Origin of the sequence: Solidesulfovibrio magneticus RS-1, from assembly GCF_000010665.1 — a bacterium.
GTDB classification, from domain to species: domain Bacteria; phylum Desulfobacterota; class Desulfovibrionia; order Desulfovibrionales; family Desulfovibrionaceae; genus Solidesulfovibrio; species Solidesulfovibrio magneticus.
Genome location: NC_012796.1, coordinates 2,366,865 through 2,389,387, shown reverse-complemented (window position 1 = coordinate 2,389,387; position 22,523 = coordinate 2,366,865). Strand labels below are relative to the sequence as shown.

Genomic DNA, 22,523 nt, shown 5'->3' with positions numbered 1-22,523 from the left:
AGACAGCGCCTTTACCGGCGCGGGCAACCTGCCCGGGCCAACTCAAGCGGTGCGGCCGCACCCGTAAGCACGGTCAGTATCCGATGGAAATCCACGACGATCAAGAAATTTCCCCTGATGACACGGACCTCGACCCGGTCGAGCCCGAGGTGCTCGACGCCGACGCCGACGACGACGCCCACGAACCAACCCTCGACCCCGACCTTGAAATAGACGCTGCCGACACGTTCACTTTGCCAGCGCCGCGCCCCCGCTCCGAGGGTTCGCTCTCCACCCGTGACCCGCTCCAGCTCTATCTGCGTGAAATCGGGAAGTTTCCCATGCTCAAGCCCGAGGAAGAGCAGGAACTGGCCCGCCGGGTGCGCGACGCGAACGATCAAAAAGCAGCCTTTCGCCTCATTTCCTCCCATCTGCGTCTGGTGGTCAAGATCGCCATGGACTTCCAGCGCCGCTGGATGCAAAACGTGCTTGACCTCATCCAGGAAGGCAACGTCGGCCTCATGCGGGCCGTGACCAAGTTCGACCCGGACAAGGGCATCAAATTCTCCTATTACGCCGCCTATTGGATCAAGGCCTACATCCTCAAGTACATCATGGACAACTGGCGCATGGTCAAGATCGGGACTACTCAGGCCCAGCGCAAACTGTTCTATAATTTGAACAAGGAACGCCAGCGTCTGCAAAGCCTCGGCTTCGACCCCAGCGCCGCCCAGCTCTCCCAGGCCCTAAACGTCACGGAATCCGACATTGTGGAGATGGATCAGCGCTTAAGCGGCAACGATCTGTCCCTGGACGTGTCCCTAGGCGACGACACCACGTCCACGCGTCTGGATTTCCTGCCGGCGCTCACGCCCGGCATCGAGGAGATCCTGGCCGGCGACGAGATCTCGCACCAGCTCGACAAGCACATCCAGTCCATCCGGCCCAAGCTCAACGAGAAAGAGATTGAGCTGCTCGACAACCGCATCCTGTCCGACTCTCCCGTGACCCTGCGGGAAATCGGCGCGAAATACGGCATCACCCGGGAACGGGTGCGCCAGATCGAATCCCGGCTCCTGGAAAAGCTTAAGGATCATCTGTCCAAACGCATCGAGGATTTTTCCTCGGACTGGATTCACAAGGACGAATAGCGCCGCCAAGCCGGCCCCGCCGCCCCTTGCCGGGCGGCGGGGCCGGCCGGCGCAACGGATGCCGGTCATGCCCGAAGCACGAAACCGCCTGTTCCCGGCGCGCCTGCCAGTCCTGCTGGTCCTGGCGCTTTTGCCGTGTCTGTTGTCCAACTCCTGCGCCTCCAGCCGGCTGGCCCGCAACGCCTATGCGGCGCGCGGTCTGTCCCCGTCGGCCGAGGTGAATTACCAGTTCCTGGTCTACCAGGATCTCCTACGCCAGGGCCGCAAGGAGGACGCCGCCCAGACCCTGGCCGGGCTGGCCGCCGCCCACCCCTCGCCCGATCTTTCCGTGGAGCTGGCCAACCTCTACTGGGGACAAAACGAGCGGGAAAAGGCCACCGAAACCCTGGAACAAGCCCGGACCGCCTTTCCCGGCAGCCGGCAGGTCAATTTCTATCTGGCTAACGCCTACCAGATGCGCCGGCTCAACGACCAGGCCATCAAGGTTCTCGAATCCTTCCTGGCCAGCCAGCCCAAGGACTACGCCGCCGTCCAGGAACTGGCCTCGCTGGAGATCGACGCCGGCCGCAACAAGGAGGCCGGAGAACTGCTGGGCCGCATTCCCGAAGGCGAACGCGACGCCACGGTGCTCTATTTGATGGCCAAGGCCGCCGCGGGCTCCGGGCGGGCCAAGGACGCCATGCGCCATTACCGGGCCGCCGTGGCCGCCGACGCCGGCCTCATGCCGGCCTGGGCCGAACTGGCCGCCCTGCTCGAAGCCGAAGGGGATTTCAAAGGCGCCCAGGACGCCTACCAGCGGATGCTGTCCCTTGGCGAGGAATCACCCGAGGTGCGGGCCAAGCTCGTGCGCTTGGCCATCCGCCAGAAAAATCCGGCCAAGGCGCTGGCCCTGCTCAAGGAAGGCCCCACCGGCAAATCGCAATACCTCGACGCCATGTCCGCCCTGGTCGAGGCCGGCCAGCCCAAACAGGCCCGGCAGGTTTACGAAATGCTGCGCGCCGCCGACCCGTCAAGCCCGGACCTGCCCTTCTACGACGCCGTGCTCACCTATGAAGGCGAGAAAAACCCCAAGGCGGCCCTGGCCATTCTGGCCAAGGTGCCGGCGGACAATCCGAATTACGACAAGAGCTTGAGCTTTCGCGTCCAGATTGCGTCCGAAACCGGCAACATGGCTGCCGCCGCCGCCGTGGTGCGCGAGGCCAGGGAGCGCTTCCCGGACCGGCGCGAGTTTGTCGCCCTGGAAGCCGCCGTCAAGGACAAGGCCGGCGACATCGCCGGAGCGGTCAAGACCCTGGAAGAAGCCGTCAAGACCTGGCCTGACGACCTGGATATCCTCTACCGTTACGGCGTGGGCCTGGAAAAACTCAAACGCCGCGACGAGGCCAAGGCCGTCATGGAACGCATCGTGGCCAAGGACGGCAGCCACCCTGATGCCCTCAACTATCTCGGCTATTCCCTGGCCGAGGAAGGCCGCGATCTGGAGCGGGCCCTGTCCATGATCGAAAAGGCCCTGGAAAAAGAGCCGGACAATCCCTTTTTTCTCGATTCCCTGGCCTGGACGTTGTACAAGCTCAAAAGAACCGACGCGGCCTTTGCCGCCATTGAAAAGGCCATTGCCCAGAAGGTCAAGGACGCCATCATCTGGGAGCACTACGGCGACATCGCCGTGGCCGCCGGCCGGCCCGAAGAGGCTCGCAAGGCCTACCGCAGTGCCCTGGAACTCGGCTCCGAGACGCCGGCCGCCGTGAAAAAGAAGCTGGAGGCCCTGTAAATGCGCCGCAGCGCCCTGCCCGCCCGCCTGCTGCTTTTCGCCGCCCTGGTCGTGGCCGCCCTCGGCGGCTGCGCCCCGGCCAAACCCGGCGCGCCAGGCCCCGCCGACGAGGCCAAGGCCGTCTACCAGACTTTCCTGGACGCCCAAGCCAAAAATGAGCCGGCCAAGGCCTTTTCCCTGTCCGGTTCCTTGAGCTTCGCCCGGGCTGGCAAGAGCGGCCGGCTCAACTACCGCTTTTTCGGCAACTACGCCGCGCCGGTGCGCCTGGACCTGACCACGCCCATGGGCGGGGCCTACGCCCATCTGCGCGAGGCCGGCGGCGAATTCACCGCCTTCGTGCCCAGCCGCGACACCCTTTACACCCACGCCGACACCCGGGTCGGCGCGGCCAAGCTCGGGATGCCTCTGCCCTTTACCCTGCGCGAATTGGCCGCCATCGTCTCGGGACGCCTGGGCGAACTGGCCTCGCCCCGTTATGCCTCGGCCAAGAAAGTCCAAGGCGGCTACGAATACGCCTTTACCGGCGACCCGCGCCTGTCCTCGCTCACCCTTGACTTCCAAGGGAAACCGCGACATCTGACCGGCCGGGGCGTGGAACCCTGGCGCATCGATTTCGAGGACGACGAGGCGACCCCGGGCTATGGCGCGCCCGTGGCCAGACGCCTTGTCCTGACCACCCCCGGCGGAGCGACGCTTATCCTTCGCGTCAAGACCCTCTCCCCCCGCCCGGCCCCCTACCCGGCCGCCGACTTGGAACTGCCCGTCCCGCCAAACGTGGCCGTGCGGCCCCTGGACGCCGCCGGCGACGGCGGGCTTTTGCCGGAACTTTAAACCGCGCCACGCGGAGTACGCCCATGCCCAAGACCGTTTTCCTCGGCTCCGACCATGCCGGCCTGGAACTCAAAACCGTTGTCGCGGCCCATCTCGCCGCTGCCGGCCATGCCGTGGTCGATCTCGGCCCGTCCGAAGCCAAGAGCGTGGACTACCCCGATTTCGCCAAGGCCGTGTGCGCCAAGGTCCTGGAAACCACGGGATCGTGCGGCATCCTCATCTGCGGCACCGGCATCGGCATGTCCATGGCCGCCAACCGCATCCCCGGCATCCGGGCCGCCCTTTGCGTCAACGAATACCTGGCCCGCATGACCCGCCTGCACAACGACGCCAACGTCTTGTGCCTGGGCGAGCGTGTCATCGGCCAGGGGCTGGCCGCCTCCATCGTCGACGCCTTCATGGACACCGCCTTCGAAGGCGGCCGCCACCAGCGCCGCGTGGACCTGATCGAAACCTGCCGGCCCGGCTGCGGGCTGTAGACAACCTTCCAACCGCCCTGTCGAGGAACCCTCCATGACCACCGCATCCGCCAGCGACGCCCAGGCCGTCAACGTCATCAAAGGCCTCATCATGGACGCCACCCGCAAGGCCGCCTCCGGCCACCCGGGCGGAGCCATGTCTTCCGCGGACATGGCGTACGTGCTGTTCAAGGACTACCTGCGCTACGATCCGGCCGATCCGACCTGGTTCGACCGCGACCGGTTCGTGCTCTCGGCCGGCCACGAGTCCATGCTGCTCTACGCTTTGCTGCATCTGCGCGGGCTTTTGACCATGGAAGACCTTGAGCATTTCCGGCAGTTCGGCAGTAAAACCCCGGGCCATCCCGAGAATTACGAGACCCCGGGCGTCGAGTGCACCACCGGGCCGCTGGGCCAGGGCTTTTCCATGTCCGTGGGCATGGCCGTTGCCGAGGCCATGTTGCGCGAGCGCCTGGGCGACGACGTCGCCGGGCATTACACCTATGTCCTTTCTTCCGACGGCGACGTCCAGACCCCGGTGTTCCAGGGTTCGGCCGCCCTGGCCGGCCTGTGGGGACTGGGACGGCTCATCGTTCTTTTCGACAAGAACCAGGTCCAGCTCTCGGGGCCGGTGGCCATCTGCGACCATGTGGACTATGCTAAGCTCTTTACGAGCATGGGCTGGCATGTCGTCGAGATCGACGGCCACGACCATGCCGCCATCAGGACGGCCATCGAGGCGGCCAAGGCCGAAACCTCCCGGCCGTCCATGATCATCGGCCTGACCACCATCGCCAAGGGTTCCTGCACCATGGAGGGCGACTGCGCTTCCCACGGCGCGCCCTTTAGCGAAGACGAGATCAAGGCCACCAAGAAAAACCTCGGTTTGCCCGAAGACCGGAAATTCTACCTGCCGGCCGAGGTGGGCAAGCATTTCCGCGCCCGCTGGCCCGAGCTGGTCGCCGCCCGCAAGGCCTGGGACAAGACCCTGGAAGCCAAGCTGGCCGCCGACGCCGGCTTCGAGGACCTCTGGCGGCAGGCCAAGCGCGCCCCGGGCAACCGGACCTTCAACTGGCCGACCTTCGACCCGGCCAAGGCCGTGGCCACCCGTTCGGCCTGGGGCAAGGCGCTGGACGCCATCACCCCGGACTTCCCGCTTCTTGTCGGCGGTTCGGCCGACCTCGATCCGTCCAACCAGACCGAGAAGTTCCGCAAGACCACCGGCGTCTTCGGGCCGGAGAACAAACTCGGCCGCACCCTGTGCTTCGGCGTGCGCGAATTCCCTATGGGGGCCATCGTCAACGGCATCACGCTCCACGGCGGGCTCATGGCCTTTGGCGCGACCTTCCTCATCTTCTCCGACTACGAGCGCAACGCCCTGCGCATGGCCGCGCTGCAGCGCATTCCGGCCCTGCACGTGTTCACCCACGATTCCTTCTACGTTGGCGAGGACGGCCCCACCCACGAGCCCATCGAGCAGACCAGCTCCCTACGCCTTATTCCAAACATGCTCGTCATGCGCCCGGCCGACGCCTACGAGACTTGCGCCTGCCTGGAAATGGCGCTGACCCGGGTCAACCGGCCGACCTGTCTGCTCCTCACCCGCCAGAACCTCCCGGTCCTTGATCCGGCCCACTATCCCGGACTCCAGGAAGGGACGGCCAAGGGCGGCTACGTCCTGGTCGAGCCGGAAGGCGGCAAGCCGGACATGATCCTTCTGGCCGCCGGCTCGGAAGTCTCCCTGGCCATGGCCGCGGCCAAGCTCTTGCCGGAGCTGGCCATCCGCATCGTCAGCATCCCCTGCATGGAGATCTTCAACGAGCAGCCCGAGGCCTACAAGGAAAGCGTGCTGCCCTCGGCCATCCCCTTCCGCTTCGCCGTGGAAGCTGGCCGGCCCGAGCTGTGGTGCCAGTACACCGGCCGCATGGACCGCATCCACGGCATCTCGCGCTTTGGTGCCTCCGCCCCGGCCGAAAAGCTGGCCGAGGCCTATGGATTCACGCCCACAGCCCTGGCCGCCGCCGTCAAGGCCGCCTGGGAACGTCGATAACATCGGCCGGGACGCCCCGGTTGCTTACGGTTCCGTTTAGCCGGCCCCGCGCGCGCAGGCGCGCGGGGCCTTTTGGAATAACGCCCGGCATGGCCGACGGGACGGCGCGCCGGGCCTTCCCATCCTCTCCCGCCCGCACAAAAGGAGCCTTGCCATGGAAGCGCCGGACAGAAACCTGGGCCTTGACCTCGTACGGGTGACCGAAGCGGCGGCCTTGAGTTCCTCGCGCTGGCTCGGACGCGGCGACAAGAACGCCGGCGACCAGGCCGCCGTGGACGCCATGCGCCTGTCGTTTAACACCCTGCCCATCGACGGCGTCATCATCATCGGCGAAGGCGAAAAAGACGAAGCCCCCATGCTGTATAACGGCGAGCGCGTGGGCAGCGGCCAGGGCCATGCCGTGGACGTGGCCGTGGACCCGGTGGAAGGCACCAACCTGCTGGCCTACGGCCGGCCCAACGCCATCTCCGTGGTCGGCATCGCCCCGCGCGGCTCCATGTTCAACCCCGGACCCAGCTACTACATGCAAAAGCTCGTGGTCCCGCCCCAGGCCAAGGAAGCCGTGGAACTCGACGCGCCCATCGGGGAGAATCTCAAGAAAATCGCCAAGGCCCTGGGCAAGGACATGGACGACCTCGTGGTCTTTGTCCTGGACAAACCGCGACACAAGGCGCTCATCCAGGAAATCCGCACCGCCGGCGCCCGCATCCAGCTCCACACCGACGGCGACGTGGCCGGTTCGCTCATGGCCGTGGACCCGGACAACGTGGTGGACGTCATGTGCGGCACCGGCGGCACCCCTGAAGGCGTGCTCTCGGCCTGCGCCATCCGGGCCCTTGGCGGTCGGATGCTGGCCCGGCTTGATCCCCAGTCCGAAGCCGAGGCGGCCGCCCTGGCCGAGGCCGGGATCGACTGCAAGCAGGTCTTCACCGAGGAAACCCTGGTGCGCAGCGACGACACCTATTTCGCCGCCACCGGCATCTCCGGCGGCGCGTTCCTCGAAGGCGTGGCCTTCACTGGCACCCACGCCGTCACCCACTCCCTGGTCATGCGCGGCAAAACCGGCACCATGCGCCGCATCGAAACCCGCATCCGGTTGGATAAGCTGATGGAAATCAGCGCGGTGAAGTACGATTAAGGGAAGACAAAGAGGAAGATGCCTCCGGCGGCCGGGGGCCTGAGGCCCCCGGACCCCCTGCATAGGAAAACGGCCGGCCGGACGCGAGGCGTCCGGCCGGCCGTTTTCCATGGCATGAGGAGCTGCTAAAGATAACGGTCGGGCTGGGACAGGTAGCCCTTCACGTAGTCGGCCACGCCCTCTTCCAGAGTCATGAAGGAGTTGGCGCAGCCGGCGGCGTGCAGCCGATCCATTTTGGCCTCGGTGAAATACTGGTACTTGCCGCGTATGGCCTCGGGCATGGGGATGTAGTCCACGGCCAGGGCCTTTCCCATGGCCGAAAAGACCGCAGCCGCCAGATCGTTCCAGGTCCTGGCCGCGCCGCTGCCCACGTTGTAGACCCCGCCCACCTCGGGATGCTCCAGCAGCCACAGCATCACGGCCACGGCGTCCTTGACGTACAGAAAATCCCGCTTCTGGCCGCCGTCGGGATAGTCCGCCCGGCTGGACTTGAACAGCGACAGCCGGCCCGTCTTGCCGATTTGGGCGTAGGCCTTGCAGACCACCGATCGCATGTCGGCCTTGTGATACTCGTTGGGGCCGTAGACGTTGAAGAACTTGAGGCTGGCCAGTTGCCCCAACAAGCCTTCCCGCCGCGCCCACAAGTCGAAGAGATGCTTGGAATAGCCGTACATGTTGAGCGGCTTAAGCGCGCCCAGGCCGCCCGGGTCGTCGTCAAACCCCAGGCTGCCGTCGCCGTAGGTGGCGGCCGAGGAAGCGACGACCAGCCGCGCCCCGGCCTCCAGGGCATAGCGGGCCACGGCCTTGGTATAGGCCGTGTTGTTGCGCATGAGATACTCGGCGTCGGTCTCGGTGGTGGCGGAGCAAGCCCCGAGATGGATGACGGACGTGGCCCCAAAGGGGTCCTTGGCCTCGGCGATGGCCTCCAAAAAGGCGTCCTTGTGCAGGTAGTCGGCAAAACGGCGATTGACGAGATTTTTCCATTTGTCGCCGTGCCCCAGGTTGTCCACCACCAAAATGTCGTCGTACCCGGCGGCGTTAAGCCCCCACACCAGCCCGCTGCCCAGGAACCCGGCCCCGCCCGTGACGATGATCATGCCCGCCTCCCTTGCCAAAAATGCCTAAAATGTTCACAACCGCCTTCTGCGAAACCCCGGCGGCTTGGCCGCCGCAATGCCGCGTCCCGCCCGGGCCAAACCGCCTTTTCGGGACGACCTTCCCGGCGAAGGAGAACTCCATGCTTGCCATCCTGGACTACGAGGCCGGAAACCAGACCAGCGTGCGGCGCGCCCTGGACCATCTCGGCATTCCCTGCCGCATCACCGCCGATCCAGCCGTCATCGCCGACGCCTCGGGCCTGATCTTCCCGGGCGTGGGCGCGGCCGGCCAGGCCATGCGCCATTTGACCGCCACCGGCCTGGACGCCCTTTTAGCAGAGCAGGTCGCCGCCGAAAAGCCGCTGCTGGGCATCTGTCTCGGTTGCCAGATCATCCTCGACTACAGCCCGGAAAATGACACCAAGGCCCTTGGCATCATTCCCGGCCAGTGCGCCATGTTCAACCCGGCGCTCACCGACGAGGACGACCAGCCCATCCGCATTCCCCACATGGGCTGGAACAAGGTCGCCCTGGCCAAGGAATGCGAACTCTTCGACGGCATCGACCCGGCCTCGGAATTCTACTTCGTCCACAGCTACTATCCCGTGCCCGCCCGGGAATACGTCCTCGGCCTCACCCGTTACGGCCTGGATTTCTGTTCCGTCCACGGACGCCGTGGCCTTTGGGCCGTGCAGTTCCACCCGGAAAAAAGCGGTCGCCCGGGGCTGGCGCTTTTGCGCAACTTCGCCGCCTATTGCCAGGAGGCTTAACACATGCTCTCCAAACGCGTCATTCCCTGCCTCGACGTCCGCGACGGCAAGCTCACCAAGGGCATCAAGTTCCAAGGCAACGTGGACATCGGCGATCCCGTCGAGACCGCCCGCCTCTACTACGAGGCCGGGGCCGACGAACTCGTTTTCTACGACATCACCGCCTCCAGCGAAGGCCGGGGCATCATGCTCGACGTGGTGGACCGGGTGGCCCGGGAAATCTTCATCCCGTTTTCCGTGGGCGGCGGCATCTCCACCGTCGAGGACATGCGGGCGGTGCTGCTGGCCGGCGCGGAAAAAATCTCGGTCAATTCCGCCGCCGTCAAAAACCCCGACATCATCAGCCTGGGCGCGGCCGCCTTTGGCTCCCAGTGTGTGGTGGTCGGCATGGACGTCAAGCATGTCGGCGTGTCCGAACAGATCCCTTCGGGCTATGAAATCGTCATCCACGGCGGCCGCAAGGCCATGGGCCTGGACGCCCTGGAGTGGGCCAGGACCGTCGAAGCCCTGGGAGCCGGCGAAATCTGCTGCAACTCCATCGACGCCGACGGGGCCAAGACCGGCTATGAACTCACGCTCACGCGCATGATCGCCGAAGCCGTCACCATTCCGGTCATCGCCTCGGGTGGGGCCGGCAATCCCGACCACATGGCCGACGCCGTCACCACCGGCAAGGCTTCGGCCGCGCTCATCGCCTCCATCGTCCACTACGGCGAATACAGCATCAAGGACTGCAAGGACCACATGGCCAAGCGAGGCGTCAAGGTCCGCAACATCTGGTGATCTGGCAATCAACCAGCCATAAACGGGCAGCGCCCGCAGCCGACGGAGGCGTTCCGTTGGCTGCGGGCGCTGCCCGTTTGATCGCCCTTACGCGCCCTTGGGCACGTCGCTTTTGGGGCAGGACGCGCGCAGATGGCAAACGGTGCAGCCGCCAAGATAGGGATCGTGGGTCATGACGGCGTACTGCACGCTGACGTTGCCGACCTCGTTCCAGACCAGGCCCAGGCGCTCAATACGGCGTTTGAGGTCGCGGTCCGGGGTGGGCAGGGGCGCGCAAGCCCCGGCCTCGATTTCCGGGACCTGCTCCCCGGCGGCGGCCATGACCATGGACACGGCCAGATTGTGGATGGCGAAGCCTTCGGTGGGCGAGCGGCCCCAGGCTTCCTCCACCAGGCCCTCGGCGGCGGGTTCCAGGAAATAGAGCACCACGCCGCGCTTGGAGCCGGCCGGAGCGAAGCGGTAGCCCTTGAGGTGTTCCTTGAAGGTGTCCCACTGGGACTGGCACAGATCGATGACGTGCTGTTCGACCTTGGGTGCGCCGCAGACACGCAGATACAAGAACAGATCGAATTCCGGATTTGGGGACAATTTTTCAACGTTGAGCTTGCCCAAGACAGCCTCCCGGCGGGGTGTAGTCCGGGGTGTGTAGCCCAGGCAGGCCTCGGACTCAAGGCCGGCCACCGGGCAAAACGCGTCGCCAGGCTTTGTTTCCTCGCGCATTGACCGCCCTCCGCCCTCCGGCGGCCGCCAAACCCGTCAAGACAAACCACCCGGCATCCCTGGCGGTTTTTTTGAAGGTGACAAAAGGCCGCGATCCGTGTTTAAGGTCATCCCTTGGCGGCCGCTCTCCCGGGCCGCCCTCGGACAACGGACCGGCCGCCCATCGCAGCTTGCGCAGGCCCATATATCCCCATCCCCCTCAGACCATCCGCAAAGGAGCCACCATGAGCGCCAACGACGCCCCCACCGGGGCCATTTTACAGCGTGACCAGCAGACCTACGCCATCGTCCCCCGCACGCCGGTGGGGCTTATTTCCCCCGAGGTACTCGAAGCCCTCAACCTCGTCGTCAAGAAATACGCCGTCCCCATCGTCAAGATCACCTCCGGCCAGCGTTTGGCCCTGGTCGGGGTCAAGGCCGAGGACGTGGACGCCATTTGGAAGGACCTGGGCACGGACGTGGGCCAGGCCCTGGAACTGTGCGTGCATTTCGTCCAGGCCTGCCCGGGCACCAGCGTGTGCAAGTTCGGCGTCCAGGACAGCCTGGGGCTGGGACTGGAGATGGAAAAGCTCTTTGTCGGCCGCGACCTGCCGGGCAAGTTCAAGCTGTCGGTGTCGGGCTGTCCGTTTTGCTGCTCGGAGAGCTTTGTGCGCGACCTAGGCGTGCTGGGCAAAAAGTCCGGCTGGACGGTTATTTTCGGCGGCCACCCCGGAGCCCGGCCGCGGATCGGCGACGTGGTGGCCGAGGATCTCACCAAGGAGCAGGTCATCGAGCTGTCCGAGAAGCTTATCGGCTACTACGCCGCCAACGCCAAGAAGCGCGAGCGGGCCGCCCGGTTCGTGGAGCGCCTGGGCATCGAGGCCATAAAGCAGGCTGTGCTCGGCTGAAGCCCCTTGCCCTGACGCCAAACGCCCCAGCCGAGAACCTCGGCCGGGGCGTTTGGCGAAAAGAAAGCAGAAGCAACACTAATTTTTCCAGAGTGTTGCTGGCACGCTGTTGTCTGGACTTGCCAACGCCATGTTTGACCGGATATCATCGATAAACATTTTTCGACACTGCGCGACATACAGGATGCTTTCTTCCACATCCAGGCGGCAGCCTGAATCCGTGGCACGGCAAAGTCTGGCGTGCACCGCCGCAACCGCTTTCAAGGCGTCCTTACTTTCCCCTCCCGACACAGCCTCTTTGCCCGCAGCATCCAGCGATTGGGTGATCAACAGCGCGCCGTAATCCAACAACACGCTGATGTTGCTCTTCGACACGACGATTTCATCCATGACGTCATCAAAGGACGCGCCATATTTCAATTGCTTGAAAATATGCAGCACCGTCTCCATTTCATCCATCACGCCGGACGACCAGGAAATGACTGCATTATGCCAAGCTTGACGTTTCCCGGATGCTTGCGCAGTTCTCCTGGAAAGATAGCTGAGAAGGGAAATGCACAGCGCCGCCACGGACAAAGCGACGACCAGATAAGCTTGGAATTCCGTCATGTCACAGACACCTCGCCTCTCTCGCGTATCCTGTCATTTCTGACACAGACCACAGAGACGAAGCGACGTCAACAAAAAGCCTATACCGTATCTCAGAAGAATAGAACTTCCGGCATCTCCCTGGGCGGTATCCACTTGACCCGGGTGGCGGGCTTACCCAGAAGCAGCGCGGCGTAGCCCGTGTTGCCGGCCGGGATGCCCAGGGCCTGCCCCACCGGCGGATGGCTGGCCAGGGCGAACATCAGGTAGCCGCACCAGCAGGCGGCGTAGCCGGCGGCGGCCGCCGCGATCTCCAGCCACGAGGCGGCGATGACCGCGTCCACCTCGGGACTGATGCCCACGGCCGGGGCATGGGCCACGACAACATGGGGCGCGCCGCGAAAGATGACGTCCTTGCCCCGGGCGGCGGCCCGGGCCGCGCCGGCCAGATGCAGTTCGGCGGCCTTGGGCGTGTCCGCCGCCACCTCGGCGGCGATCCAGTCCAGCACGAGCGTCCGGGCCGCGTCCATGCGCTCGGGACCGTCCACCACCACCCAGCCGACCTCGCGCATGTTATGGCCGGTGGGCGCATGGCGCACGGACTCAATGAGCCCCAGGATGGCCTGGCGGAAAAGGGTTTCCGGGGCGTAGGTCCGGCAGGAGCGCCGGGCCATGAGCAGGTGGCGCAAGGCGGCCGGCGTGGGCAGGTCCTTGCGCCGGATGGGTTCAAAGGCCTCGGCCGGAAGCAAGGCGTGGACAAAGGCCCGCTTGGGGCAGGCGATGACGCAGTGGCCGCAGCGGATGCAGTGGGCTTCGCGGCCCGGCAGGGCATGGGGGGCGTCGCCGGGCTTGGCCTGGCGCACCAGACTGGCCGGACAGGCGGCCACGCACAGACCGCAGCCGGTGCAGGCATCGGTAACGGTGAAAAGCGCCATTGCGGCTCCCAGGCGCGTCAGGACGCGCCGTATTTGTCGCGCAGGACAGCAATCGCTTGTTCTTCGCGTTTCACGTAGTCGTCCGGTGCGAAAAGCGACCTGTGGCCGCCTTCGTGTCGCACGCAGGAAGCCAGGGGCACATGGACGAAAGAATGGCCCAAATGGACCATGTCGCCGAACCAGGCCACGCCGATGTCGAGGATGCCGTTGCCGGTATAGGGGTTGCCGACGTCCACATACGCGCCGAAAGGCCGGGCCAAACCCTGCGGGCAGGTATCGGGCCGAACCCGGTCCAGGCGCAACAAGCAACAAAATTCGTTGAGCCGGCATTCCGGCAAGGGCCAGGGCCGATTTCGAAGGGCATCGGTCGGTTCCTGCAGATACATGCGGCGATAAACGGCAGGATCGATGGCGTCGTAGAGAGCGGCCAGTTCGGCGAAATCCGGGCGATAGTCACGGTAACGCCCGGGGCCGCAGCGTCCGAGCATGGCCGCCGGACACAGCCAGCATTGGCCGATCTCCCCTGCGCCGCTGTGAGCCCCCAGCGCGCCGAGAAGCAAGCCGACCACGTCGCCGGTGAACTCGCAGTCATTGTGGATGATGAGCAGATACCGCTTGTCGGAGTGCTCGAAGGCGTATTGGTAGCGCAGGGCGTGGCGATAAGCCGGGTCACCCAGACGGGCTTCGTCCACGGCGTAACGCCAGTTCATGAATGATGGCCGGTGGCGCACCACCCGGTCACCCAAGGCGGCCAGCAGGTCGTCATGGTCAAAAACCGCATTGAGTCCGTCCGGTTCTTCATTGAAGTAGATACGGTCAATGAACCGGCCGCTGTGGGCCAGCAAGGAAACCAGGGCCAGAGCGGTCTGTGCCGGTTTGCCGTAGACATTGATGGCGACGTCGATGATGCGGGTTTTCATGGTGCGTCCGGGGCTTCATAGCCCATGGCCGGGAGCCGAGCAAGCCGCCTACCGGGAGGGCCTCAGGGAAACGCGACCGCCGCCATGGTGATGTCGTCCTCCCGGGGCTTGTCGTGGCTGAAGGCCTCCAGGTCGTGGCGCACGGCCTCAAGCACCTGGGCCGTGGGCCGGCCGAGATTTTTTCGCAGCAAATCGACGAGCCGACGCTTGCCGAACATGCCCTCGCCTTCGCCGGTGGTTTCCCATATGCCGTCTGTGCCGATAAACACCAGTCCGCCGGCCGGCCAGGGGCAGGACTCGGCCACGTACCGATAGCCCTCCACCACGCCAAGAGGCGGCCCGCCGCCGCCAAGCAGCGTCGCCTCCTCTTGGCCAGGCTGCACCACGAAGGCCGGGTCATGCCCGGCCCGCACCCAGCGCAGCATCCGGGCGGCCACGTCGATCTCCAGATAAAACAGCGTCAAAAACCGGCCGGTGCCGTACACGTCCTCGGCCACCCGGGAATTGACGGCGCTGACCACAGAACCGAGATCGGGATACATGGCGGCGGCCATGCGCACCGTGGCCCGGGCCGAGGCCATGAGCAGCGCCGGCCCCACGCCATGGCCGGCCACGTCGGCCACGACAATGGCCGTGCGGCCCGGTCCGGTTTCGATGAAATCGTAATAGTCGCCGCCGGTCTCGTCGCAGTAGTCGCTCAAGGCCGCGATATCCAGGCCCGGGATGTCCGGCGGCGCGGCCGGCAACAGGTTTCGTTGCACGTCCTCGGCCACCTTGAGGGCGTCAAGCAGGGCCAGGCGATGGGAAAGGCCCTCGATCATGGAATTGGCCTCGGCGGCGATAAGGCCAAATTCGTCGGAAGTGGCCAGAGGCAGACGCACGGACAGGTCGCCCTGGCGCACCCGGGCCAGACCTTCGGTGATGGTGTTGAACAGCAGCTTCAGGTTACCGGCGTAGAGCAGGATCAGCCTCGCCGCCCCAAGCAGCAGCACGGCCATGACAAAGGCGATTTCCACGATGACCGAGGACCGGGCCTGGGCCAGCACGGCCGGATCGCGGTCCAGGGTGGACAGCCAGTCCACGTCGCCGGCCCAGATGAGGCCAAAGATACCCAAAAGCAGCACCGTTGCCGTGGCGGCCACGGTCAAGAAGCGCCGTGAAAGGCTGCGCAGGCGCTTGGGCCGCCAGACCGGATCGTAACCGGCCTCTCTGGCCCGCAAGACGACCTCACGCTGGCGCAAAAGTGCCCCTTCCAAGCCAAGGTAGAACCCGGCGGCCGTGGCTCCCAGCACGATTTTCCAGCCGGGAGCCCAGGGAAAGCCCGTGGAGGCTTCCATGGTCAAACCGGTAAGCAGACCGCCGAGCAGACACGCGCCCATCTCCAGGGCAAACTGGCGCACAGGCTGCTCCCCGGCCGGCGCGGACAGGACCAGACGGCGCAGGACAAGCCCCCGGGCCATCAAGGCGACGGCAAAGGCAAGACTGAGCATGGCCCCCAGGCTCACGGGGGGCACGGCCTCAATGAAGGGTCAGACCTGGCCGCCGTAGGCGGCGAGCAGGACCACGACGCCAAGGTAGCGCACGGCGATGCCGATGGGGCCGGGCATGGACTGCAACGTATTCATGCCACTCTCATGCCCGAAGGCGCGCGGGCTGGCAATCGCGACCAGCCTCCGCCGCGACGCCAAAAATGACGGCTTCCCGCCGGGTGCTTGCCCGGGAGAAGCCGTCGCAATATTCCGTATCTAATAGTCTCCATCGCCCCTTTTCGAGGGCGTCGGGGACATTCCACCGACTGCTGCAGCCAAGACGGACCCAACCCCCTTAACCCTTTTCCCAGGTGGGGGGTCTGGGGGCCTCAGGCCCCCAGCCGCCGGAGGCCTCTTCTCTCTCTTACTTGTCTTTTTTCTTAGCGCCGTCGAGGACGTGGCGGTCCTTGGCGGGCAGCACGCTCTTGCGCAGGCGAATGGACAGCGGCGTGACCTCCACCATCTCGTCCTCGCGCACGAAGTGCAGGGCGCGCTCCAGGGTCATGGGCAGCACGGGCGAGAGGATGACGTTTTCATCCTTGCCCGAGGCGCGCATGTTGGTGAGCTTTTTTTCCTTGCAGGGATTGACGTTGATGTCGTTGTCGCGGTTGTGCTCGCCAACGATCATGCCCTCGTAGACCGGCTCGCCCGGGGTGATGAACAGCCGGCCGCGCGGTTCGAGGTTAAACAGGGCATAGGGCACGCCAACACCTTCCCGGTCGCAGACGATGGAGCCGGTAAACCGGCTGGGGAAGTCGCCCCGGTATTCCTCGTAGCCCAGGAATATGGAGTTCATGATGCCGGTACCCTTGGTGTCGGTCAAAAACTCGTCGCGGTAGCCGATAAGGCCCCGGGACGGGATGGAGAATTCCAGGCGCACCCGGCCCGAGCCATGGTTGACCAGATTGAGCATCCGGCCCTTGCGGATGGAGAGTTTTTCGGTGACCACGCCGACAAAGGCCTCGTCGCAGTCGATAAACAGGTGTTCGACGGGTTCCTTGCGCACGCCGCCTTCGGTCTTGTAGATGACCTCGGGACGCCCCACGGACAGTTCGAAGCCCTCGCGGCGCATGGTTTCGACGATGATGGCCATCTGGAATTCGCCCCGGCCCTTGACCGTAAAGGCATCCTTGTCCTCGGTCTCCTCGACCTTGATGGCCACGTTGCGCAGGGTCTCTTTGTAAAGGCGCTCGCGCAGCTTGGCCGACTGCACGAACTTGCCCTCGCGTCCGACAAAGGGCGAGGTGTTGATGGCAAAGCGCATGGACACGGTGGGCTCGTCCACGTTGATGCGCGGCAGGGCCTTAGGCGCGTCGGCCACGGTGATGGTGTCGCCGATGGTCACCTCGTCAACGCCGGAAATGACCAGGATGTCGCCGGGTTCGGCCGCCTCGGTCTCGGTGAGCTTGGGGCCTTCGTAGACCTGCAGTTTGGTGACGCGAAGGGGCTTGACCGCGCCTTCCTCGTCGATGCGAACTAGGGTCTGGTTGATGCGGGCCGTGCCCGAGACCACGCGCCCAACGGCCAGACGGCCCAGGAACTCGGAATAGCCGAGGTCGGAGACAAGCATCCGGTAAGGCTCGTTCGGATCGTGGGACGGAGCCGGGATCTCGGCCAGGATGGTTTCAAACAGCGGGGACAGATCGGCCCCTTCGCCGTCGAGCTCGCGCTTGGCGATGCCTTCGCGGCCGATGGCGTACAGAACCGGAAATTCAAGCTGCTCCTCGGAGGCGTCGAGGTCGATGAAAAGGTCGTAAATTTCGTTCAAGACTTCCTCGACCCGGGCGTCCTTGCGGTCGATCTTGTTGACCGCGACGATAACGGGCAATCCCCGATCCAGGGTCTTTTTGAGCACGAACCGGGTCTGGGGCAGCGGGCCTTCGGAAGCGTCCACCAGAAGCACCGCGCCGTCGACCATGGACAGCGCCCGTTCCACTTCGCCGCCGAAGTCGGCGTGGCCCGGGGTGTCGATGATGTTGATCTTCACGCCGTTCCAGATCACGGCACAGTTTTTCGCGGCAATGGTGATGCCGCGCTCACGCTCGAGATCCATGCTGTCCATGATGCGGTCCGTGACTTCCTGGTTCTGGCGAAACAGGCCGCTTTGGCGGAACATGTGATCCACGAGGGTGGTCTTGCCGTGGTCGACGTGGGCGATGATGGCGATATTGCGCAGGGCTTCGTTTCTGGCGACGTTTTTCATGCAGGAATCCTTCAAGGGCGTTTGCGGCGGGCGGCGGCCACGCCGCCGGGGGACGGGGACATACCGCAACAGGCGGACTTAGGCAATCGGCAGCGTAAAGGTGAATGTGCTGCCGGCTCCGGGCCGAGATACACAAAAAATGCGACCGCCGTGTGACTCCACGATGTGTTTGCAGATGGTCAACCCCAATCCGGTGCCCTTGGGCTTGTTGGTCAGCGTGCCGCCGATCTGGTTGAACTTCTCAAACACCTTGCCCTGTTCGGATTCCGGGATGCCGATGCCGGTGTCGCTGACCTCGATGACGATGGTGTTGCCCTGAGCCCTGGCCCGGCAGGCGACATACCCCTGGTCGGTGAACTTGATAGCGTTGGAGACGAGGTTGACCAGCACCTGAATCAGCCGGTCGCGGTCGCCCCGGACCAGGGGCAGACGGCCCTCGATGCGGGTGTCCAGGACGATGTTCGTATTTTGCAACAGTCCAGCCGAGGCGTTCATGACGTGGCGCACCACTTCGGCCGGGTCCACGGGCTCGGACTTAAAAGCCATCTTACCGGCTTCGAGCTTGGCCAGATCGAGCACGTCGTTGATGAGGTGCTTAAGCCGCTCTCCCTCGGCCACGATGATGTCCAGGTTGTCCTGGATCTGCTCGGCCTGGAGGCGCTTTTTGGGCGTATCCACGGCCGAGGCGGGCAGGAGTCTGGCCAGTCGCTTTTTGATGAGCACGGCAAAGCCGAGGACCGAGGTCAGGGGCGTGCGGATCTCGTGGGAGACCATGGACAAAAAATCGGACTTGGCCCGGTTGGCGGCCTCGGCCGCTTCCTCGGCGCGCTTGCGGATGGTCACTTCGTGGACGAGGCGCTCGTTTATACGGGTGAGTTCGGCGGTGCGCTCGGCCACGCGCTGCTCAAGCTCGTCGTGGTAGCGGATAAGCGTCTGCTCGGCCTGTTTGCGGATGGTGACGTCCTGGACCGAGCCGTCGAAGCGCTCGGGCGTGCCCTCCTCACCCCGGATGCGGCGGGCGTTAATAAGGCCCCAAATGTGCGCACCGGATTTGGTGATGAGTTGGACTTCGAGGTTTTTTACTTCATCGTAGCGGTCCAGCTCGGAGCGGATGCGGTGACGGTCCTCGGGAGCGGCCACCACCTCGTCCACCACGCTTTTGACGTGGCGCAGGAGGTCGTCGGGGTTGGCGTAGCCCAGGATCGCGGCCAGGGCCGGGTTGGCGTTCATGAGCCGACCGGAAAGGGTGCTCTGGAAGATGCCTTCGGCGGCGTTTTCCACGATGCCCCGGTAGCGTTCCTCGGCCCGACGCAGGGCTTCCTCATTTTTTTTGCGCTCGGTGACGTCTCGGGCCACGATGACGGCGACCCGGCCGGCCTCGCCCTGGGCCAGGCGAAAGGTCATCTCCACAGGCAGGCTGCCGCCGGCCTCGTCGCCCGGACGCGACAGGCTCGTCTCCACGCGCCCGGCGGCGAAATCGCCGGAAAAAAGCCCCCGCAGCCGCAACACGGCGTCGGGAGGCAGAAAATGCTCAAAGGGCAGTCCCCGCAGATCGCCGCGCTCCTGCCGCAACATGGCCCCGGCCGCGCCGGCCGCGTCGGCGATGCGCCCCGTGGCCACATCCACGAGAAAAATGGCGTCGCCGGTCTGGTCCAAAAGCGAACGGAAGCGCTCAAGCTCCTCCAGGCGGCGGCGCAGCTCGGGATAATAGCTCTTGCTGACCGAATGTTCGCCAAACCCGAGCAACCGGGTGAGGCGTTCGTCGGCCCTAGGCGAGGGATCGGCTGGCGCTGGCATAGACGGCTTCGAGTTCGGCCAGGGTGGGCTTTCTGGGGTTGGTGAGCATGCAGGGATCATCCAGGGCGCGCCTGGCCAGATCGACGAAAACCGCCGGGGAGATGCCGAGTTCAGCCAGTCCCTGGGTCACGCCCAGGCGGCGCTTGAAATCGGAAAAGGCCTGGACCACAGCCGCGCGCCGGCAGTCCTGGGACGCGCCAGGCTCCATGGCCGCGCCAAGGGCCTGTCCCAAGGCGTCGTAGCGCTCCGGGGCGGAGTCGTAGTTGTAGGCAATGACATGGTCAAGCAAAATCGCGTTGCACAGGCCATGGGGCAGGTCGAGCATGCCCCCGAGACTGTGGGATAGGGCATGGACCGCGCCGAGGATGGCGTTGGAAAAGGCCAGACCGGCGTAAAGGCTGGCCAGAAGCATGGAACCTCGGGCTTCAATGTCGCCGGGGTCGGCCAGGGCGACTGGCAGGGCGGCGGCGACCAGTCGGGCCGCCTCCAGGGCGAAAAGATCGGTGACCGGGCCGCTGGCGCTCGACACGTAGGCCTCCACGGCGTGGGTCAAGGCGTCGAGGCCGGTGTGGGCGGTCAGGTCCGGCGGCATGGTCACGGTGACGTCGGGATCAATGAGCGCCGCGTCGGGAATGAGCGTCTTGCTGGCGATGACCACCTTGCGGCGGTTCTGGGTGTCGGTGATGATGGCGAACTGGGACACCTCGGCTCCGGTGCCGGCCGTGGTCGGCACGCACAGAAGCGGCGGGCCGGGGCGCTCGACGTTATCGATGCCCTCGAATTCGAGCACATGGCGCTTGTTGGCCGAAACGATGCCGATGGCCTTGCCGCAGTCCATGGCCGAGCCGCCGCCCACGGCCACAATGGCGTCGCAGCCGGTTTCGGCAAAAACGGCCGCTCCGTCCATGACCTCGTGGTCACGCGGGTTGCTGCTCAGGTCGCTAAAAAGGACCGTGGCCACGCCGGCCTGGGCCAGACTCTCCTCGACCTGCTGGGGCCAGCCAAACGGGAAAAGTCCGGGATCGGCCACCACAAGCGCCCGGCGCACCCCAAGCCCGGCCGCTTGTCGTCCGGCCAGGGCCAGTCCGCCGCGACCGAATACAAACTCCGGGGCCACGAACTTGCGCATGGACAACAGCAGTTTTTGCGGCATGGCGTGTTCCTTGTCTTGGGCGTTTGCGCCGGAAACCGTGGGCGTCAGGCCACCGGCGCGGCCAATCCATCCGGGCCGATGACCGCCACGCCAAGGCCGGCCAGGGCCTTGGCCAATCCGGGCGCGGCCAGGACGGCCAGCTCTTCCTCACGGGCGTCGGCGTAGACGCTGATGGCAGCCAGGGCGGCGTCGCTTTTGCCGGGGTGGCACATGATTTCCACCACGCCCTCGCCGCCAAGGGCGGCAAAGGCCGCGTCCACCAGGGACAGGAGCTTGGCCGTGGTCAAGTCCTCGCCAAAAAACCGCGTGACGCACACGTCGGCATGGGCCACGCCCGCCGCGTCCATGGCCTGGCGCATGTCGTCGGACAGCGCCCGGGCCGGCAAGCCCCACTCCCGGGCCAACTCCACGAACACCCCGAAAACTTCGGGCCGCTTGTGGATGTGATGGTGGGCGTCGAGGTGGCTGGGTACGAGTCGGGTTTCGAGGAAGCGCTGGTACTGCGCCCGCCATTCCCGTCGGACTTCTTCGGGGTTGACGTCCACCACGGCCACCTTTTTGCGCGGAAACCGGCCGTCGGAACCAACCAGGGTCGGGATATCCCCGGGCGGCAGGCAGGGCGCGCTGCCGGTAAGCTGGAGATGCAGCCCTACCCGGCCGGCAAACGCCTGACCCCAGCGCCGAATACGCTCCACGGCTCCATCCGGGCAAACCATGGCCGTGGTTCCGCCCACCACGCCGGCAGCCAAGGCCTCGGCGATGCCGGCCGTCACGCCGTCGGTGAGGCCGAAATCATCGGCATTGATAAAAAGCCGCCGCCGCGCCCGTCCCTGGACGCCGTCCCCGAGGGGGGCTGATTTGTACCCTTGTAAAACGGTCATGCACCACTCATTGCGCCAAAACAGAAACGCTTGCAGCGGCCCAAACGCCGCCCAATCCTCTGGACCCCACCAAGCCCCCTACAGGTCGAGGGGCTGGCGGTTCTCCGCCATTTCCAGCACGGCGGCAACCAGTTTTTCAATACCAAGGGCGATGTCGGCGATGCCCGGCCCGAGCATGTAGGCCGGGGTCGTCACCAGCCGGTTGGTCTCGTCCACCACGATACCGTCCACCGGGCAAGCCACATGGACGCCGCCGGCCGCCCCGACGGCTTGGGCCGTGCCGGCATCGTTGCCGATGGTCAGCCGGGGATGGTGCTCGCCCAACGCCAGGGCCAGCACGGCCGGGGCGATGCAGATGGCGCCAATGGGCTTTTTGGCCGCATGCATGGCCTTGATGAGCGCCGCGACCGACGGCAACACAGTGCCTTTGCCGCCCTTATCCGCGAAGTCGCACAGATTTTTCGCCGCGCCAAAGCCGCCCGGCAAAATAAGCGCGTCCAGGTCGGCCACGCCCACCTCGGCTGCGTCGACAACCGGCCCCCGGGCGATGCGGGCGGCCTCGACGCGAACATTGCGCTTCTCGCCCATGGGCTTTTTGGCCCCATGGTCCATGGCCTCGACAGTCATTTCCGGAGCCAGACACACGACCTTGGCTCCGGCCTTGTGCAAATAGAGCAGGGTCAGGGTGGCCTCGTGGATCTCCGAGCCGTCCAGGACGCCGCAACCGGACAGCAGTACGCCGATTGTCGCCATGTTCCCCTCCGTCAAGCATTGGTATCGTCCCCGGGAAAGGCGGACTTTGGAAAAGCTATCCTGTGCCCTGTCCTGCGTCAAATCGTTCCATGCCCAAGTCCCAGGGCCGGCACGATTTGACAATACCGT

20 protein-coding genes are annotated in these 22,523 nt (G+C 65.3%); 9 read left to right on the top strand and 11 right to left on the bottom strand.

Annotated elements, in window-relative coordinates; translation table 11 throughout:
* Positions 1 to 83 precede the first annotated feature (83 nt).
* The 6 genes from DMR_RS10015 (at position 84) to glpX (ending at position 7,378) form a co-directional block, all read left to right on the top strand.
* Positions 84 to 1,130 carry a sigma-70 family RNA polymerase sigma factor gene (locus tag DMR_RS10015; protein ID WP_015860789.1) on the top strand — a complete coding sequence of 349 codons (1,047 nt, stop codon included), beginning with the start codon at positions 84 to 86 and terminating at the stop codon, positions 1,128 to 1,130.
* A gap of 67 nt (positions 1,131 to 1,197) precedes the next feature.
* Positions 1,198 to 2,901, top strand: coding sequence for a tetratricopeptide repeat protein (locus tag DMR_RS10010; RefSeq protein WP_043601651.1), 1,704 nt, complete (start codon positions 1,198 to 1,200; stop codon positions 2,899 to 2,901).
* Complete coding sequence (locus DMR_RS10005; protein ID WP_015860787.1) at positions 2,902 to 3,732, top strand: lipoprotein insertase outer membrane protein LolB; 831 nt, start codon at positions 2,902 to 2,904, stop codon at positions 3,730 to 3,732. It abuts the gene before it with no gap.
* Between the two features lie 23 nt (positions 3,733 to 3,755).
* A complete protein-coding gene (gene rpiB / locus DMR_RS10000; RefSeq protein WP_015860786.1) occupies positions 3,756 to 4,211 on the top strand; it encodes a ribose 5-phosphate isomerase B in 456 nt (151 codons plus the stop codon).
* A gap of 34 nt (positions 4,212 to 4,245) precedes the next feature.
* Entirely contained in the window at positions 4,246 to 6,240 is a 1,995-nt protein-coding gene (tkt, locus tag DMR_RS09995; protein WP_015860785.1) for a transketolase, read from the top strand.
* Positions 6,241 to 6,394: 154 nt separating this feature from the next.
* The gene (gene glpX, locus DMR_RS09990; RefSeq protein WP_015860784.1) at positions 6,395 to 7,378 is read left to right on the top strand and encodes a class II fructose-bisphosphatase; all 984 of its coding nucleotides are present in this window, start codon (positions 6,395 to 6,397) and stop codon (positions 7,376 to 7,378) included.
* A gap of 125 nt (positions 7,379 to 7,503) precedes the next feature.
* Here the strand turns inward: glpX and rfaD are convergent, their stop codons facing one another.
* Positions 7,504 to 8,475, bottom strand: coding sequence for an ADP-glyceromanno-heptose 6-epimerase (gene rfaD, locus DMR_RS09985; RefSeq protein ID WP_015860783.1), 972 nt, complete (start codon positions 8,473 to 8,475; stop codon positions 7,504 to 7,506).
* A gap of 140 nt (positions 8,476 to 8,615) precedes the next feature.
* Between rfaD and hisH the strand changes: the two genes are divergently transcribed.
* Entirely contained in the window at positions 8,616 to 9,245 is a 630-nt protein-coding gene (hisH, locus tag DMR_RS09980) for an imidazole glycerol phosphate synthase subunit HisH (protein ID WP_015860782.1), read from the top strand.
* A gap of 3 nt (positions 9,246 to 9,248) precedes the next feature.
* Complete coding sequence (gene hisF, locus DMR_RS09975; RefSeq protein WP_015860781.1) at positions 9,249 to 10,028, top strand: imidazole glycerol phosphate synthase subunit HisF; 780 nt, start codon at positions 9,249 to 9,251, stop codon at positions 10,026 to 10,028.
* An 87-nt stretch (positions 10,029 to 10,115) separates the two neighbouring features.
* Here the strand turns inward: hisF and DMR_RS09970 are convergent, their stop codons facing one another.
* The gene (locus DMR_RS09970; protein WP_015860780.1) at positions 10,116 to 10,748 is read right to left on the bottom strand and encodes a hypothetical protein; all 633 of its coding nucleotides are present in this window, start codon (positions 10,746 to 10,748) and stop codon (positions 10,116 to 10,118) included.
* A 224-nt stretch (positions 10,749 to 10,972) separates the two neighbouring features.
* Here DMR_RS09970 and DMR_RS09965 point away from each other — a divergent pair, with 224 nt between their 5' ends.
* Positions 10,973 to 11,635 (top strand): NAD(P)/FAD-dependent oxidoreductase, encoded by a 663-nt coding sequence (locus DMR_RS09965; RefSeq protein WP_015860779.1) that lies wholly within the window; start codon positions 10,973 to 10,975, stop codon positions 11,633 to 11,635.
* A 78-nt stretch (positions 11,636 to 11,713) separates the two neighbouring features.
* On the opposite strand, the gene DMR_RS09960 is transcribed toward DMR_RS09965, so the two are convergent.
* From DMR_RS09960 to elbB, 9 genes are all read right to left on the bottom strand, one after another.
* Positions 11,714 to 12,244 (bottom strand): hypothetical protein, encoded by a 531-nt coding sequence (locus DMR_RS09960; RefSeq protein ID WP_043600439.1) that lies wholly within the window; start codon positions 12,242 to 12,244, stop codon positions 11,714 to 11,716.
* Between the two features lie 92 nt (positions 12,245 to 12,336).
* Positions 12,337 to 13,158, bottom strand: coding sequence for a nitroreductase family protein (locus DMR_RS09955; protein ID WP_015860778.1), 822 nt, complete (start codon positions 13,156 to 13,158; stop codon positions 12,337 to 12,339).
* Positions 13,159 to 13,175: 17 nt separating this feature from the next.
* Positions 13,176 to 14,078, bottom strand: a complete 903-nt coding sequence (locus DMR_RS09950) for a hypothetical protein (RefSeq protein WP_015860777.1) — start codon at positions 14,076 to 14,078, stop codon at positions 13,176 to 13,178.
* A gap of 62 nt (positions 14,079 to 14,140) precedes the next feature.
* Positions 14,141 to 15,601: a PP2C family protein-serine/threonine phosphatase gene (locus DMR_RS09945; RefSeq protein WP_327194906.1), complete on the bottom strand. Its 1,461-nt coding sequence runs from the start codon at positions 15,599 to 15,601 to the stop codon at positions 14,141 to 14,143.
* Positions 15,602 to 15,971: 370 nt separating this feature from the next.
* A complete protein-coding gene (gene typA, locus DMR_RS09940; RefSeq protein WP_015860775.1) occupies positions 15,972 to 17,810 on the bottom strand; it encodes a translational GTPase TypA in 1,839 nt (612 codons plus the stop codon).
* A gap of 78 nt (positions 17,811 to 17,888) precedes the next feature.
* Complete coding sequence (locus DMR_RS09935) at positions 17,889 to 19,607, bottom strand: sensor histidine kinase (protein ID WP_015860774.1); 1,719 nt, start codon at positions 19,605 to 19,607, stop codon at positions 17,889 to 17,891.
* On the bottom strand, positions 19,579 to 20,760 hold the full coding sequence (gene ercA / locus DMR_RS09930; RefSeq protein ID WP_015860773.1) for an alcohol dehydrogenase-like regulatory protein ErcA: 1,182 nt from the start codon (positions 20,758 to 20,760) through the stop codon (positions 19,579 to 19,581). Before ercA ends, DMR_RS09935 begins: the two co-directional genes overlap by 29 nt.
* A gap of 44 nt (positions 20,761 to 20,804) precedes the next feature.
* Entirely contained in the window at positions 20,805 to 21,641 is an 837-nt protein-coding gene (locus DMR_RS09925) for a carbohydrate deacetylase (RefSeq protein WP_015860772.1), read from the bottom strand.
* 78 nt (positions 21,642 to 21,719) lie between these two features.
* Positions 21,720 to 22,394 carry an isoprenoid biosynthesis glyoxalase ElbB gene (gene elbB / locus DMR_RS09920; RefSeq protein WP_015860771.1) on the bottom strand — a complete coding sequence of 225 codons (675 nt, stop codon included), beginning with the start codon at positions 22,392 to 22,394 and terminating at the stop codon, positions 21,720 to 21,722.
* Positions 22,395 to 22,523 lie beyond the last annotated feature (129 nt).

What these genes read in the sequence shown, in the direction of transcription:
- DMR_RS10015 (WP_015860789.1), top strand. Translation starts at nt 84, where the DNA reads ATGGAAATCCACGACGATCAAGAAATTTCCCCTGATGACACGGACCTC.
- DMR_RS10010 (WP_043601651.1), top strand. Translation starts at nt 1,198, where the DNA reads ATGCCCGAAGCACGAAACCGCCTGTTCCCGGCGCGCCTGCCAGTCCTG.
- DMR_RS10005 (WP_015860787.1), top strand. Translation starts at nt 2,902, where the DNA reads ATGCGCCGCAGCGCCCTGCCCGCCCGCCTGCTGCTTTTCGCCGCCCTG.
- rpiB (WP_015860786.1), top strand. Translation starts at nt 3,756, where the DNA reads ATGCCCAAGACCGTTTTCCTCGGCTCCGACCATGCCGGCCTGGAACTC.
- tkt (WP_015860785.1), top strand. Translation starts at nt 4,246, where the DNA reads ATGACCACCGCATCCGCCAGCGACGCCCAGGCCGTCAACGTCATCAAA.
- glpX (WP_015860784.1), top strand. Translation starts at nt 6,395, where the DNA reads ATGGAAGCGCCGGACAGAAACCTGGGCCTTGACCTCGTACGGGTGACC.
- rfaD (WP_015860783.1), bottom strand. Translation starts at nt 8,475, where the DNA reads ATGATCATCGTCACGGGCGGGGCCGGGTTCCTGGGCAGCGGGCTGGTG.
- hisH (WP_015860782.1), top strand. Translation starts at nt 8,616, where the DNA reads ATGCTTGCCATCCTGGACTACGAGGCCGGAAACCAGACCAGCGTGCGG.
- hisF (WP_015860781.1), top strand. Translation starts at nt 9,249, where the DNA reads ATGCTCTCCAAACGCGTCATTCCCTGCCTCGACGTCCGCGACGGCAAG.
- DMR_RS09970 (WP_015860780.1), bottom strand. Translation starts at nt 10,748, where the DNA reads ATGCGCGAGGAAACAAAGCCTGGCGACGCGTTTTGCCCGGTGGCCGGC.
- DMR_RS09965 (WP_015860779.1), top strand. Translation starts at nt 10,973, where the DNA reads ATGAGCGCCAACGACGCCCCCACCGGGGCCATTTTACAGCGTGACCAG.
- DMR_RS09960 (WP_043600439.1), bottom strand. Translation starts at nt 12,244, where the DNA reads ATGACGGAATTCCAAGCTTATCTGGTCGTCGCTTTGTCCGTGGCGGCG.
- DMR_RS09955 (WP_015860778.1), bottom strand. Translation starts at nt 13,158, where the DNA reads ATGGCGCTTTTCACCGTTACCGATGCCTGCACCGGCTGCGGTCTGTGC.
- DMR_RS09950 (WP_015860777.1), bottom strand. Translation starts at nt 14,078, where the DNA reads ATGAAAACCCGCATCATCGACGTCGCCATCAATGTCTACGGCAAACCG.
- typA (WP_015860775.1), bottom strand. Translation starts at nt 17,810, where the DNA reads ATGAAAAACGTCGCCAGAAACGAAGCCCTGCGCAATATCGCCATCATC.
- DMR_RS09935 (WP_015860774.1), bottom strand. Translation starts at nt 19,607, where the DNA reads ATGCCAGCGCCAGCCGATCCCTCGCCTAGGGCCGACGAACGCCTCACC.
- ercA (WP_015860773.1), bottom strand. Translation starts at nt 20,760, where the DNA reads ATGCCGCAAAAACTGCTGTTGTCCATGCGCAAGTTCGTGGCCCCGGAG.
- DMR_RS09925 (WP_015860772.1), bottom strand. Translation starts at nt 21,641, where the DNA reads ATGACCGTTTTACAAGGGTACAAATCAGCCCCCCTCGGGGACGGCGTC.
- elbB (WP_015860771.1), bottom strand. Translation starts at nt 22,394, where the DNA reads ATGGCGACAATCGGCGTACTGCTGTCCGGTTGCGGCGTCCTGGACGGC.